Annotated in this window: 13 protein-coding genes; 10 read left to right on the forward strand and 3 right to left on the reverse strand. The window is 42.6% G+C overall.

What is annotated here, in order from left to right:
• The first annotated feature begins 23 nt into the window (after positions 1 to 23).
• Together RHS_RS16790 and RHS_RS16795 are read left to right on the forward strand one after the other, a co-directional pair.
• Positions 24 to 1,430, forward strand: coding sequence for a Sapep family Mn(2+)-dependent dipeptidase (locus RHS_RS16790; protein ID WP_047833829.1), 1,407 nt, complete (start codon positions 24 to 26; stop codon positions 1,428 to 1,430).
• Between the two features lie 21 nt (positions 1,431 to 1,451).
• Positions 1,452 to 2,375 (forward strand): AEC family transporter, encoded by a 924-nt coding sequence (locus RHS_RS16795; RefSeq protein WP_047833830.1) that lies wholly within the window; start codon positions 1,452 to 1,454, stop codon positions 2,373 to 2,375.
• Here the strand turns inward: RHS_RS16795 and RHS_RS31235 are convergent.
• On the reverse strand, positions 2,350 to 2,475 hold the full coding sequence (locus RHS_RS31235) for a DUF6783 domain-containing protein (RefSeq protein WP_395014915.1): 126 nt from the start codon (positions 2,473 to 2,475) through the stop codon (positions 2,350 to 2,352). The two genes, RHS_RS16795 and RHS_RS31235, sit on opposite strands and share 26 nt — an antisense overlap.
• 305 nt (positions 2,476 to 2,780) lie before the next feature.
• Between RHS_RS31235 and RHS_RS16805 the strand changes: the two genes are divergently transcribed.
• The 7 genes from RHS_RS16805 to RHS_RS31240 all read left to right on the forward strand — a co-directional run bounded on the left by RHS_RS16805 (position 2,781) and on the right by RHS_RS31240 (position 9,881).
• Positions 2,781 to 4,502, forward strand: coding sequence for an ABC transporter substrate-binding protein (locus tag RHS_RS16805; protein WP_047833832.1), 1,722 nt, complete (start codon positions 2,781 to 2,783; stop codon positions 4,500 to 4,502).
• Between the two features lie 145 nt (positions 4,503 to 4,647).
• Entirely contained in the window at positions 4,648 to 5,595 is a 948-nt protein-coding gene (locus RHS_RS16810; protein ID WP_138002106.1) for an ABC transporter permease, read from the forward strand.
• Positions 5,595 to 6,446, forward strand: coding sequence for an ABC transporter permease (locus RHS_RS16815; RefSeq protein WP_176731068.1), 852 nt, complete (start codon positions 5,595 to 5,597; stop codon positions 6,444 to 6,446). Before RHS_RS16810 ends, RHS_RS16815 begins: the two co-directional genes overlap by 1 nt.
• 140 nt (positions 6,447 to 6,586) lie before the next feature.
• Positions 6,587 to 7,576 carry an ABC transporter ATP-binding protein gene (locus RHS_RS16820; RefSeq protein ID WP_044290457.1) on the forward strand — a complete coding sequence of 330 codons (990 nt, stop codon included), beginning with the start codon at positions 6,587 to 6,589 and terminating at the stop codon, positions 7,574 to 7,576.
• Between the two features lie 2 nt (positions 7,577 to 7,578).
• Positions 7,579 to 8,187, forward strand: coding sequence for an ABC transporter ATP-binding protein (locus RHS_RS16825; RefSeq protein WP_027296567.1), 609 nt, complete (start codon positions 7,579 to 7,581; stop codon positions 8,185 to 8,187).
• A gap of 469 nt (positions 8,188 to 8,656) precedes the next feature.
• Positions 8,657 to 9,595, forward strand: coding sequence for an Rpn family recombination-promoting nuclease/putative transposase (locus RHS_RS16830; protein ID WP_395022728.1), 939 nt, complete (start codon positions 8,657 to 8,659; stop codon positions 9,593 to 9,595).
• Positions 9,596 to 9,701: 106 nt separating this feature from the next.
• Positions 9,702 to 9,881 carry a DUF6783 domain-containing protein gene (locus RHS_RS31240; protein ID WP_395022763.1) on the forward strand — a complete coding sequence of 60 codons (180 nt, stop codon included), beginning with the start codon at positions 9,702 to 9,704 and terminating at the stop codon, positions 9,879 to 9,881.
• Between the two features lie 142 nt (positions 9,882 to 10,023).
• Here RHS_RS31240 and RHS_RS16835 read toward each other — a convergent pair whose 3' ends face one another.
• Positions 10,024 to 10,494, reverse strand: a complete 471-nt coding sequence (locus tag RHS_RS16835; protein WP_047833833.1) for a DUF4358 domain-containing protein — start codon at positions 10,492 to 10,494, stop codon at positions 10,024 to 10,026.
• Positions 10,495 to 10,505: 11 nt separating this feature from the next.
• On the reverse strand, positions 10,506 to 11,540 hold the full coding sequence (locus RHS_RS16840) for a GDSL-type esterase/lipase family protein (protein ID WP_027296569.1): 1,035 nt from the start codon (positions 11,538 to 11,540) through the stop codon (positions 10,506 to 10,508).
• A 145-nt stretch (positions 11,541 to 11,685) separates the two neighbouring features.
• Between RHS_RS16840 and RHS_RS16845 the strand changes: the two genes are divergently transcribed.
• Complete coding sequence (locus tag RHS_RS16845) at positions 11,686 to 13,107, forward strand: MBOAT family protein (protein WP_044295520.1); 1,422 nt, start codon at positions 11,686 to 11,688, stop codon at positions 13,105 to 13,107.
• Positions 13,108 to 13,123 lie beyond the last annotated feature (16 nt).

Consider the following 13,123-nt stretch of genomic DNA (forward strand, 5'->3'; position numbering starts at 1 on the left):
GCAAATTATCAAGGAGGTACATCATGTACAGAGAACAAATTGACGCATATATTGATGCACATAAGGAACAACTGATTGACGATGTGATGAAGCTTGTCAGAATTGACAGCCAGAGAACACAGGAGGAACCGGGAAAACCATATGGGGAAGGACCGGCAGAAGTACTGGAAGCTGCAAAAGAACTGATGGATTCTTATGGATTTGCAGTCAGGAATTATGAAAATCGTGTTGTGACCGGGGATTTTAATGAAAAAGAGAAACAGCTTGATATTCTGGCACATTTGGATGTGGTACCGGTGACAAAAGACTGGACTGTTACAGAACCGTTTAAGCCGGTGATCAGAGATGGAAAAATATACGGAAGAGGTACGGCAGATGATAAGGGACCGGCAATGGCAGCCTTATATGCCATGAAGGCTATCAAAGATCTTGGGATTGAACTGGATTATAATGTACGGTTGATTCTGGGATCGGATGAGGAGTGTGGTTCTTCTGATCTGGTGTACTATTATGGAATTGAAAAAGAGGCACCCATGAGTTTTACCCCGGATGCAGATTATCCGGTAATTAATATTGAGAAAGGGCATTTTTCGAAAAAATTTCATGCTGCCTTTGAAGACTGTGAAGCTTTGCCCAAGATTGTGAAAATCCAGGGCGGAGATAAGGTAAATGTAGTTCCTGCAAATGCAAAAGCGGTTATATTGGGATTAGAGGAACAGGCGGCGTTAGATGCAGCGAAAAAGGCAGAAAATGAGACAAAGGTTAAGTTTACCGTTACGAAAAACCAAGAAGAGATTGTGATAACTGCTAAGGGTGTAGCAGGACATGCCTCCACGCCGGAGGTTGGAAACAGTGCATTGACTGCGCTGCTGCAGCTGCTGGCGGGACTTGAAGCAGCACCCAGCCAGGGATTTGACAGAATCAGGGCTTTGGCAGAGCTCTTTCCTCATAATGACTATTATGGAAAGGGCATGGGAGTTGATATGGAAGATGAAATATCCGGAAAGCTCACCATGAACCTGGGTGTATTTCAATATTCTCCAACAAACTTAAGCGGACAGTTTGACAGTCGTGTACCAATTTGCGGTACAGAAGAAAATGTTACAAGGGTTGGGAAAAAGAATATGGAAGAAGCAGGGCTTACAATGGAAGAGGGACCGATGACCCCGCCTCATCATGTTCCAGGTGATTCCGTATTTGTTCAGACGCTGCTTGAGAGCTATGAGACTTATACCGGAATAAAAGGAAAACCATTGGCAATCGGCGGAGGTACTTACGTTCACGGGCTCGAGCGTGGTGTTGCATTTGGCTGCATGGTACCGGAAGTGGATAACCATATGCATGGGGATGATGAGTTTATGGATATCGACATGCTGGTCATGAGTACGAAAATTTTTGCAGATGTCATTGTAAAGCTCTGTAAAAAATAAAATAGGAACAGGCAGGACATTATGGATTACACAGGAATTGTGACGGCGCTGGTAAAGTTATTTATTTTAATTGCATTAGGGTATTATCTGAAAAAAAAAGACATTCTGGACGAGAGGACAACCTCGAAGCTGACAACACTGATTCTTCGTTTTGCATGTCCTGCGCTTATTATTAGTTCGGTAAGTACCGGACAGATCGGTGATAAAGGGGTTGTTATTAAAATATTCCTGGCAGGGGCGTGCTTATATGCCCTATTGCCGGTTTTTTCTTATTTTGCAGTGAAGCTGCTTCGGGTGCAGAAGGAAAAAGAAGGTATTTTCAGGACACTTTTGATTTTTTCCAATACATCTTTTATGGCATTTCCCATTTTAGATGCGCTTTATGGTAAAAGCGCAATTTTTTACTGCACCGTAGTACATATGTTTTTTAATATTCTTATCTATACCTATGGGATTCGCCTGATTACAGGAGAACGGATGAAAAAAGGCGGATTCCATATAAAAAAGATTTTGAATCCCGGGGTTGTGGCAAGTTTCCTGGCATTGGTTATTTTTCTCCTGGATATCCCCGTACCAGGGGTTATTGGAGAGACATTAGGCACTATCGGATCCATTACCACACCACTCTCGATGATGATTCTGGGAAGTCTGCTGGCGGGTTATTCTATGAGGGAGATTTTTTCGGAAAAGAAGCTGTACGGAATTGTACTGATAAAACTGCTGGTTTACCCTCTATTGTGCCTGCCCATTGCCCGCTTTTTGTTTCCGGATCCGGTAATTGCAGCAAGTATCATATTGTCCATAGGTATGCCTACAGCATCCATGGTTGTAATGTTCTCAGAGCAATATCAAAAAGATGTAAAAACAGCGTCGTCCGGTGTGATTTTGACTACGGTTTGTTCTCTAATCACAATCCCTGTTATTTATATTTTCTTTCTAAATTAAAGCGTGTTTGAAAATTCATTCCAGCCATCTGCACGCCCCGTTTTGTGTGGGATTTGCTCCGGGAATAGTCAGCACAGCCATCTGCGCCTCGTATTTGCAGAACAAATTACCTAAAAGTGTGATGAGCAGCTGTTGAAAATCAATTTTCAAACATGTTATAAGAATTTTTGGTTTTGATGACGGATATATTCCCATACGATTTGCTATGTGTTAAAAAATATACAATAAATATCCCCCACACGGGCTTGTGGGGGGTATTTTTTACTGATATACTCTCGTTACATGATGCAAAATACGTATCAGATTTTGTCGTTTCTGTCGGTTATGATCGCTTTTGCGGGAATGAATTATCAAATACGCTTTAAGACAGTTACGGTTACACATAAACACAACGGGAGGAAAAAAATGAAGAAAAGAATTGTCAGTATCGTATGTGCATGCTGTATGGTAATCGGGCTTACAGCCGGATGCGGTGCATCTGGTAACGGAAATGAAACCAATGCCCAGACAAGTGCCAAAACAGAAAGTTCAAGTGAAGCAAAAACAGAGAATGAAACAAAGCCTGAAAATGAAACAAAGGCGCTGTCAGAGTCAGCAAAGGGATCAGAAGCCGCGGAAACTGCGGCAGACAGCAAGGATTCAGTTGTAGTGACCATGCCTACAGCATCGGAACCAGAGTCTGGTTTTGACCCGGCATATGGCTGGGGAGCAGGCGAACATGTACATGAGCCATTGATTCAGAGCACATTGACGGTTACAACTACGGATTTGAAAATAGACAAAGATCTTGCTATGGATTACTCAGCCAGTGAAGATGGATTGACCTGGACCGTAAAAATACGTGATGATGTAAAGTTTACAGATGGCGAGAAGCTTACAGCGAAGGATGTTGCATTTACATATAATAATGTTAAAGAAAAAAGTTCCGTTAACGATTTTACCATGTTAAAAGAGGCGGTTGCGGTAGATGATACAACGGTAGAATTCCATATGGAAAAGCCATTTTCAATCTGGCCTTACACCATGGCGATCGTGGGAATTGTTCCGGAACATGCTTATAATGAAAATTACGGACAGAATCCAATCGGATCCGGACGCTATATTATGAAGCAGTGGGACAAAGGTCAGCAGGTGATCTTTGAGGCTAATCCGGATTACTATGGAGAGGCACCGAAGATTAAGAAGGTAACGGTTTTATTTATGGAAGAAGAAGCAGCACTTGCAGCAGCTCAGGCGGGACAGGTAGATGTGGCTCATACGGCAGCTTCCTATGCAGACCAGCAGATCAGCGGATATAATCTGTTGTCGGTGGCAAGCGTGGATAACAGAGGTTTTAATCTGCCAACGACGAAACCGGAAGAAAAAGACGGTGTAACTTACGGAAGTGATGTGACATCTGATATTGCAATTAGAAAAGCGATAAATATCGGTATTGACCGGGATGAGATGATTCAGAATGTATTAAATGGTTACGGTACACCGGCATACAGCGTATGTGATAAAATGCCATGGTATAATGCGGATTCCCAGGTGCAGTACGATCTGGAAGGTGCAAAGAAAATTCTGGATGACGCCGGCTGGAAAGAAGGCAGTGACGGAATCCGTGAAAAGGATGGTGTCCGTGCTGCATTTACGTTAATGTACAGTACCGGAGATTCCGTGCGTCAGGCATTAGCAGAGGATACTAAGAATCAGCTGAAAGAATTGGGCATGGATATAACTACCGAAGGAGTAGGCTGGGATGTCGCTTATGACAGAGCACAGTCAGAGCCTCTTGTATGGGGATGGGGCGCACATACGCCGATGGAACTTTACAATATCTACCATTCTATGCCGGATACCGGACTTGCACAGTATTCTCCATATGCAAATGAAAAGGTAGACAAGTATATGGATGAAGCTTTAGAAGCATCCAGTCTGGAAGATTCCTACGAACTGTGGCAGAAAGCTCAGTGGGATGGAACGGATGGAATTACCCAGGAAGGTGATATACCGTGGATCTGGTTATGCAACGTAGATCACCTTTACTTTGAAAGAGATGGATTAAAGGTAGCAGATCAGAAAATTCATCCTCATGGACATGGATGGTCCATCGTAAATAATGTTGACCAGTGGAGCTGGCAATAATTCAGAAAAATAAAATAAGCAGTTAAAAGGTTGGCCTGCCAATCCGGAAAATATTTCCGGATTTACAGGACAACCTTTGGTGCATTTTGAAAGGACTAAAGATTTGAAGGGGAATTGTTTATTTATAGGTAAAAATTTGATACGGATGATCTTGCTTCTGGTTGCGGTAAGCATCGTTGCATTTGCGTTAATCAGCGCCTCGCCTATTGATCCTCTCCAGGCAAATGTAGGGCAGGCGGCACTTGGAAGCATGAGCCAGGAACAGATTGCAAAACTACAGGAGTACTGGGGTGTAGGCCAGCCTCCGGTAGAACGGTACCTTTCCTGGGCAAAAGATTTTGTCAGAGGTGATATGGGAACCTCTCTTTTATACCGGCAGAGCGTAGCGGATGTTATTGGGGTGAAGCTGGGAAATTCTTTATTTCTAATGATTATGGCATGGGTTATTTCAGGTGTTCTTGGTTTCTTTTTAGGGGTTGTGGCAGGAATGAACAGAGGAAAGGCAGTGGATAAAATAATCAAAGGATATTCACTGATTGTCGCCAGTACACCTGCTTTCTGGCTGGCATTGGTATTGCTGATGATATTCGGCGTCTGGCTGAAAGTACTGCCCATCGGATTAAGTGTTCCCATTGGAGTAGAAGCAAGCGGGGTTACCTTCCTGGACAGAATACAGCATGCAATTTTGCCGGCAGTTACTTTAAGTATTACCGGTATTTCCAATATAGCCCTGCATACCAGGGAAAAAATGATCGATGTTTGTGAAAGTGATTATGTGTTATTTGCAAGAGCCAGAGGAGAAAGCAATTTCAGCATCTTCAGACATCACGGGTTCCGCAATGTTATACTGCCGGCAATTACGCTTCAGTTTGCCGCCATCAGTGAAATTTTCGGAGGTTCTGTTCTGGTAGAACAGGTATTTTCCTATCCGGGACTTGGACAGGCGGCCGTTACGGCGGGACTTGGAAGTGATGTTCCCCTTCTGATGGGGATTGCCGTGATTAGTGCTCTCTTTGTGTTTGGAGGAAACTTTATTGCAAATGTACTATACACGGTGATTGACCCCAGAATTAGGAAAGGGGGTCGAAAATAATGGAGACAGCAATGACTTATGGAAGTAAGAGGAGAATCAACCAGAGAAAGATGACGCTGATTATTTTTGTGGCAGCGGTAACTTTTCTGGTGGCAGTGGCTGTGGGAGGAATTTTCTGCGGGGAGGCTGCGCAGGAAACAGACTTTTCCAGAAAAAATATGATGCCCGGATTTCAGTATCTGTTTGGCACAGACTGGCTTGGCAGGGATATGTTTGTCCGTACAATAAAGGGGTTGTCTATGAGTATCCTCATTGGTGTCTGTGCGGCTTCGGTAAGTGCTTTTGTGGCATTGGTACTTGGCATAGCGGCGGCCACCCTTGGAAGAAAAGTAGATGCGGTAATCACCTGGTTTATTGACTTGATCATGGGAATTCCACATATGCTGCTTCTTATCCTGATTTGCGTTGCCCTGGGGAAAGGATTAACCGGTGTAATTGTAGGGGTGGCCCTGACCCATTGGACTTCCCTTGCCCGGGTAATACGTGCGGAGGTTATGCAGCTAAAAGAAAGCCAGTATATTAAAATAGCTGAAAAACTGGGACACAGTAAATTTAAAATCGCAGTGAAACATATGCTGCCGCACCTGGTACCACAGTTTCTGGTAGGATTAATTCTTTTATTTCCACATGCAATACTGCATGAATCTAGCATTACCTTTCTTGGATTTGGACTGTCAAACGAACAGCCGGCAATCGGAATTATTTTATCAGAAAGTATGAAGTATCTGGTTACGGGAAAATGGTGGCTTGCTCTGTTTCCCGGAGCTATGCTGGTCTTAACAGTAGTACTGTTTGATGTGGCGGGAGAGAGCCTTAGAAAAATAATAGATCCGGCAAGTGCACAGGAATAGCAGAAATAAATGCTGTGGATGCACAAAGTAAATGGTTGAGAGAAATTTTTATGATGAAAGGAAGCCGCACTGTGCTTCTTTCAACCTGCTTTACCTGCGGCAGTATTACAGGTCTGTCTGTAATAAAAGGGGTGGAAACCATGGAAGAAACGAAGAAAACAATATTGGAGATTAGAAACCTCTCTATTTCATTTACACAATATGACAGAGGGTTTCATCAGATAGACCTTCCGGTAATAAAGGATTTGAATGTACGGATACGGGAAGGGGAGATGGTAGCAGTGGTAGGATCCAGCGGATCCGGTAAAAGTCTGCTTGCCCATGGCGTATTGGGCATTCTACCATACAATGCCCATATGGAAGGCCAGATGCTGTATCAGGGGGAAGCGTTAACCCCCGAGAGAACGAAAAAGCTCAGGGGGGATGAAATTGTTCTGGTACCCCAGAGTACTTCCTATCTGGATCCCCTTATGAAGATTGGGCCCCAGATCAGAAAAGGAAAGAAAGACAAAGTATTAAAAAAGAAAACGGCAGATATATTTAAACGCTATTCTCTGGATCCTGCCATAGACAGTCTGTATCCATTTGAATTATCGGGTGGGATGACAAGGCGGACGCTGATTTCCACTGCCCTGATGGGGACTCCAAAGCTTGTAATAGCAGATGAACCCACACCCGGGCTGCACTTGTCTGTAGCAAAACGGGCAATGGAGCATTTTCGGGAACTGGCTGATCAGGGAGCAGGGGTATTGCTCATCACCCATGATCTGGAGCTTGCATTGGAAGTTGCCGACCGTATCGTTGTTTTTTATGCAGGTACTACAATTGAAGATGCACCGGCATCAGACTTTCGCGGGGAAGACACTTTACGGCATCCATATTCAAAAGCACTCTGGCGTGCCATTCCGGCAAATGGATTTCAGTTTATAAAAGGAGTTCAGCCTTACGTGAAGGATATGCCAAAAGGCTGTCCATTCGGTCCGCGATGTGAATATTTCAGTGAAAAGTGCAAGGGAGAAATCCCCTATCAGAAATCCGGGAACGGGTATGTTCGCTGCGTAAGAAAAGAACGGATCCAATATAAAAAGACAGAAGATAAATATGAAAAAGCAGTGGGAGAGGGGGCATAAATTTGGTACTCAAGGCAGAAAATATCTCTTTCCGATATGATAAAAACGGTCGGGAGATCTTCCGGGATTTTAATCTGGAGGTGCATGAAGAGGAAGTGGTAGGCCTGGTTGCACCAAGCGGATTTGGAAAAACAACGCTCTGCAAAATATTGGCAGGATACATGAAGCCCGATACGGGTGCAGTTTATCTGGACGATAAGCCTCTTTTCGATATGCGCGGATGCTGCCCGGTACAGATGATATGGCAGCATCCGGAGCAGGCAGTTAATCCAAGGCTGAGGATGGGTGAAGTGATAAAAGAAGGTGACCAGGTAGATGCTGCAATCATCCGGGGGTTGGGGATAGAAGAAGATTGGATGAACCGGTTTCCGGCGGAATTATCCGGAGGAGAGCTTCAGCGCTTTTGTATTGCCAGGGCTCTTGGTAAGAGCACCCGTTTTCTGCTGGCAGACGAGATCAGTACGATGCTGGATCTAATCACCCAAAGCCAGATTTGGAACTTTCTGTTAGAAGAAACAAGGCGAAGAAAAATAGGACTCATTGCAGTAAGCCATAGTGAGGCTTTGCTGGATGCAGTCTGTACAAGGCAGGTTGTGCTGGAGTCTGTTTAAAATTTGGTTAGCTGATTAAGAAACGCTTAAAGCTGGCTTTCTCAGCATAGTGAACACTACGTCCGGATACAAAGCGTCCCATAATCAGATAAACCTCATTTTAATAAACTTAGCGGCTTTCCAATAAAAGCGCAGCATATCACGACCTGAAATTGTGAATGCTGTGCTTTTTGAAAATTAGTATAGTATTTTTAGGTAATCTGCAGAGATTTGTTAAAAACCCTTTTTAAAAATCTTTTTAAATAAATATTAAAGTGTAACTTATGAAATAAATATGTTGCGAATAATAATGAAGTGTGATAATATATTTATATTGAAAATATCTAATTACTGGCTGTTCTGCCAGGTCATTTCCAAACTACACTAAATTTAATATAAGGCGTTGCCATGCGTGCTGTAAGTCGTTATAATATACTTAAGTCTTCTTGCGCTGCAAAGGATATATGCCTTAAGTAAAAGGAGACTTACTATGATAAATTCGCCCAAAATAAGTAATAATCAGACAGAAAATAAAAAAATGGAACCATTTATTATGTATCCTACCGTTGACTTTTGTTTTAAGGAATTGATGTGTAGTGAGAAAGCAAGGAAAGGTTTAATAGCGGCATTTCTAAACCTCAATCCAAAAGAGATTCAGGAAACGGTATTGTTGAATACAAACTTACGTAAGGAAAGCGAGGAGGAGAAGCTTGGAATTCTGGACGTAAGGGTATTAATGCATGACGGGACCCAGATTGACCTGGAAATGCAGGTGCTGCCTTTCCGATGCTGGGAAGAACGTACCCTGTTTTATACATGCAAAATGTACACGGACCAGATCATAAGTGGAGATAATTATGATGTTTTGGTGAAATGTATCCATATCAGTATATTGGACTTTAAATTTTTAAAGGATACAGATGAGTGGTATTCTTGCTTTCATCTGCGAGAAGATAAGCGAGGGAGTCTGTATTCAGAAAAACTGGAATTCCACGTACTGGAATTACCCAAATTAGGAGATAGATCCGAACCGGAAAATGAACTGTTACAATGGGCGAAATTCTTGAACGGAAAACGTGAGGAGGATTTCAAAGCAATGGCAGAGAAAAACGAATATATAAACGAAGCGTATCAAATATTAAAGAACATCAGTGCAGACGACAGGAAGAGAATTGAATATGAATCAAGAGAAAAAGCGATCAGGGACTATAACCATCTCATATATATGGCAAAAAAGGAAGGTATGGAAGAGGGGATAGAAAAAGGGATAGAACGCGGTATGGAAAAAGGGCGCGAAACAGGTATAGAAGTTTTTATTCAGGATAATCTTGAAGAGGGAGTTATTCAGGAACGAATTGTTGAAAAACTGCAGAAACGATTTAATCTGGATTATAATTCGGCTGAAAAATTCTATGAGAAATATAAATAGCTATCCTTATTTTGGGCGTGTTTGAAAATTCATTCCCGCCATCTGCACACCCCACTCTGCGGCATATTTACCTCAATTCAGGTTACGTAGCCCGCTGCGCGCCTTCATCCGGGACAAATCTCCCACAAAGTGTGACGCACAGCTGCCAGAAAGAAATTTTAAAACACGCTCCAGTACTCGTACTCCATTTGACAATAACGATAGTAACAGCACTGCCTATTTTGCCAACTGCTGCGTTGTCACTATCGTTACTGTCTGTATGGAGCTCTGGTGCATCCCGGCGTAAATACACCACTATATAGCACCCGCTATCCGCGCCAGCTGCACGTCTGTGAATCTAGTCGTAGCCCGCTACGCCGTCGATTCACAGACGCACACCTGACGCAGATATCAGGCACTATATATCGACGTATTTACGCCGGGAGGCACTAGAATCCATACTCAGACAATACAGATTCTGCTTTTTTTGTATCATCTACGACACATAAAACAACATAGTTACCGGCAGATTTTACAATTGCGGAATCCAGTTTTGCGGCTTCCGTGGTATTGTAAGTAGCAAACAGTTTGGACTGGTTTGTTGCACGGTTTTTAAACAGTGTTTCTACCTCAGAAACATAAGCACTGTCTTTACATTTTACAATGGCAACTTCACATGCTGTGGTGGCAGCGCTTAAATAGGCAGTGCTTTCTTCGATTTTATCCATGTCCACAAAATAGGTGGAAGCAAAGATATCTGTAGTTGCCTGTTTAAGCTCGCCAGAGGTGATTGCCTGGCTCTGGATTTCTTCTGCCAGTTTGTTAATATCTACATCAATATTTTTATCTTTGCCTCCTGAGCAGGCTGTGAGTGTGAGCATCATAAAAATTGTAATTAAAACTAAACGAAAGTATTTCATAGTATTCTCCTTTAAACTTGATTTAGATCTTGTGCTTCTGTTGCTTCTGTTGCTTCTGTTGCAGGTGTTGTTTCTGTACCTTCTGTGGACGGGCTGTTCCCGGTTGTACCGGAGCTGCCTGTATCACTGATATAATGGGATTTTGTATAGTCAAGCCACATTTTCAGATATTCTTCATACATATGTACTCCATCAGAAGTAGCACCCTTTATCAGGGAACCGTTGCCATCGGACAGCACCTCGTTTAAATTGAGGTAATGGTATCCTTTTTCCTTACAGATTTCCAGGATTTTCTCATTTGCCGCGTCAACATTCTTATTATTTACATAGTCAAATTCGGTCAGGTCTTCTTCTACGTATACAACGGAATAGACATAGATAATTGCATCCGGCTGAATCGTCTGGATGTCTCCAAGAACCTTGGTATAGGTTTCTTTGAAGGTGTTGAAATCATAGGTACCCAGTTCGTTGGTACCGATCATCATATAGACCTTCTTGTAAGGAGCCTTCTTCAGCGCGTCAAATACGGTAATATTACCGGAGGCAGTAGCAATATAAGGCGTGTCATAAATATCTTCCAATTCCATGCCTACAGCGGTCAGAAAGGAACCCTTGGTAATGCCGGATTGGTTTTTAAATCCTTCCATACGGGAATCGCCGATAAATACAGCATCAGCGAAATAAGAATCATCTGCAGGCGTTGCCGCTTTGGGAACCACAACATCACGATATGCTGCAGGTACCGTGCTGTCTGTCTGCGCCTGTGTTTCGGTCTGTGCAGGTGCTTTTTCAGTAACCGGCGTTTTTTTCTGCGATTCAGATTGTGCTTCTGATGCTCCCTTGTTTTGCGCCAGTTCTTCCTGGGCTAATACTTCATCTACTTCAGTCTTAATACGCTGTGCCAGACTGTCTTTCGAAAAAAGGCTAATCAGACTCTTGCCCTCAAAGACGACAAGTACGATCACGATTAGCGTCAGTACATTAATAACAAGACCGTTATTCGGTTTTTTACGCCGCATCCCCGGTCTTTTCTTCTGTTCTCCCATATATAACCACCTTATTAAAAAATTGTTTGTCTTTTGCCCTACTCTATTATATAATAAATGCGATAATTGTAAATACCTTTTTAGAAAATTAAAAAATGTTAATAAGTCCATAATATTTGAAAATAAGGTAATTAAGGAGTAGCAGATGGTTTTCAGCAGTATATTATTCATGTTTCGTTTCTTGCCGGCGGTGCTTATTCTGTATTATATAGCGCCCAGGAAGATACGAAATACCATATTATTTTTATTCAGTCTCTTTTTTTATGCCTGGGGTGAGCCTAAATACGTGTTCTTAATGCTTTTTTCCATTACCATGGATTTTACCTTCGGCCAGCTGATAGGTAAATACAGGGAAAGAGGCAATCTGAAAAAGGCAAAGCAATTTCTGTTAATATCAGTTTTTGCCAATCTGGGAATTTTAGGATTTTTTAAATATGCAGATTTTATCATAAATTCTGTAAACGGAGTTTTTGGAACCGGCATACCGCTTCTGGGAATCCCCCTTCCCATTGGGATTTCATTTTTTACATTCCAGACTATGTCTTATACTATTGATGTATATCGCGGAGTTACCAGGGTACAGAAAAACTGGATCAACTATGGTACTTATGTTTCTATGTTTCCTCAGCTGATTGCCGGTCCGATTGTGCAGTATAAAACAATTGCAAAGCAGATGCGGGACCGCAGAGAGAACAGTGATGATTTTGTGGTTGGAATACACCGCTTCATGATTGGTGTGGGAAAGAAGGTTTTGTTAGCTAATAATATAGGAAAGCTTTGGGATACGATTTCAGCGATGCCGGCAGGGGACATTCCGGTTGCAACAGCCTGGCTTGGAATTCTGGCATATACTTTCCAGATCTATTATGATTTTTCCGGCTATTCGGATATGGCAATCGGCCTTGGCAAAATGTTTGGGTTTCATTTTCTGGAGAACTTTAACTATCCGTATGTATCTAAGAGTATTACGGAATTCTGGAGAAGATGGCATATTTCCCTTAGCTCCTGGTTTCGGGAATACGTCTATATTCCCCTTGGCGGCAACCGCAAGGGTGCTTTAAAGCAGGTGCGCAATATCCTGGTTGTATGGCTGCTCACCGGAATCTGGCATGGAGCCAGCTGGAACTTTGTGATGTGGGGCGTATATTACGGTTTGCTGCTGCTGCTTGAGAAATTCGTGTTAGGAAGATTTTTAGAAAAGCTGCCTGGAGTGATACGAATTTTATATTCCATGTTCTTTGTAATGATTGGCTGGGTAATCTTTGCGTTTGATGATCTGGCAAAAGGTTTTTCCTACATAGGAGCTTTGTTTGGCGGTCACGGACAGGCATTGTTCAACCAGGAAAGCATTTATCTGCTATATAATAACGGGGTTTTGCTGGTGCTTCTGATTCTGGGAGCTACGATGTTACCCAAACTGACAGCGGAGAAATGGCTTGCATGCCTGAAAAACACGCAGTGGGTATGCGTGTTGCTGAAGAGCGTGTTTTATGTGGGGATATTTATCATATCCGTGGCATATCTGGTGGATGCAACCTATAACCCATTCTTATATTTCAGGTTTTAGATATGGCAGAAGTGAG

The sequence above is a fragment of the Robinsoniella sp. RHS genome, from assembly GCF_001029355.1.
Taxonomy (GTDB): domain Bacteria; phylum Bacillota; class Clostridia; order Lachnospirales; family Lachnospiraceae; genus Robinsoniella; species Robinsoniella peoriensis.

Excerpts from the sequence above, each read along its gene's own strand:
- RHS_RS16790 (WP_047833829.1), top strand. The coding sequence starts at position 24 with ATGTACAGAGAACAAATTGACGCATATATTGATGCACATAAGGAACAA.
- RHS_RS16795 (WP_047833830.1), top strand. The coding sequence starts at position 1,452 with ATGGATTACACAGGAATTGTGACGGCGCTGGTAAAGTTATTTATTTTA.
- RHS_RS16805 (WP_047833832.1), top strand. The coding sequence starts at position 2,781 with ATGAAGAAAAGAATTGTCAGTATCGTATGTGCATGCTGTATGGTAATC.
- RHS_RS16810 (WP_138002106.1), top strand. The coding sequence starts at position 4,648 with ATGATCTTGCTTCTGGTTGCGGTAAGCATCGTTGCATTTGCGTTAATC.
- RHS_RS16815 (WP_176731068.1), top strand. The coding sequence starts at position 5,595 with ATGGAGACAGCAATGACTTATGGAAGTAAGAGGAGAATCAACCAGAGA.
- RHS_RS16820 (WP_044290457.1), top strand. The coding sequence starts at position 6,587 with ATGGAAGAAACGAAGAAAACAATATTGGAGATTAGAAACCTCTCTATT.
- RHS_RS16830 (WP_395022728.1), top strand. The coding sequence starts at position 8,657 with ATGATAAATTCGCCCAAAATAAGTAATAATCAGACAGAAAATAAAAAA.
- RHS_RS16835 (WP_047833833.1), bottom strand. The coding sequence starts at position 10,494 with ATGAAATACTTTCGTTTAGTTTTAATTACAATTTTTATGATGCTCACA.
- RHS_RS16840 (WP_027296569.1), bottom strand. The coding sequence starts at position 11,540 with ATGGGAGAACAGAAGAAAAGACCGGGGATGCGGCGTAAAAAACCGAAT.
- RHS_RS16845 (WP_044295520.1), top strand. The coding sequence starts at position 11,686 with ATGGTTTTCAGCAGTATATTATTCATGTTTCGTTTCTTGCCGGCGGTG.